At 70.1% G+C, this 505-nt stretch carries 1 protein-coding gene; it reads right to left on the bottom strand.

The annotated features are described in order from the left end of the window. A partial coding sequence (locus tag AC4FQ5_RS20220) for a hypothetical protein (protein ID WP_491146552.1) occupies positions 1-372 on the bottom strand: 372 nt, incomplete at its 3' end. Between the last annotated feature and the right edge of the window lie 133 nt (positions 373-505).

Here is a 505-nt window from a genome sequence, read left to right as displayed (position 1 = left end):
CTCGGGGTGCCTCATGTGCCGAAGCCCGTCGATCTGCGACGTGGACTGCAGGTAGAAGGCGTCGAGCCAGTCGTCGCGGTGGTTCGGGTTGTTGGCGAAGATGTGGTGCTCCGTCGGAGGTCGCGTCCCGGCGATGCTCGGCACGAACGTGTTGATCGGGTAGTCGAGGTCGACGACCCTTCCCGTCCGGACGAGGGCCGTCGCGGCGATCGTCTCGGCCGCTCCGATGAAACCGAGCGTGCCGAGCTGGTCGCCCTCGCCGAACACGCCCCACGACGATCCGGCGGGAGCGTCCGTGCGTTCGAGGAGCTGCCGGTAGGTGGGGGCGGTGCCACCACGCGCCGCCCCCACCAGCTGATGATCCGAGCTCACGCGTTCCCCCGTCGGGCGCCGGTGTCGGCGGTGCGTGCGTCGGCGGTCTTCGGGGCCTTCACGACGGCGTCGTCCGACAGGCCGATGCCCCGCGTCTCCGGCGAGAGGAGGACGCTCACGATGATGAGCACTC

This window comes from Chryseobacterium sp. DT-167 (assembly GCF_058310155.1).
Note: the sequence above shows the minus strand (reverse complement) of the source record. Positions and strands in the feature narration are given on the sequence as shown.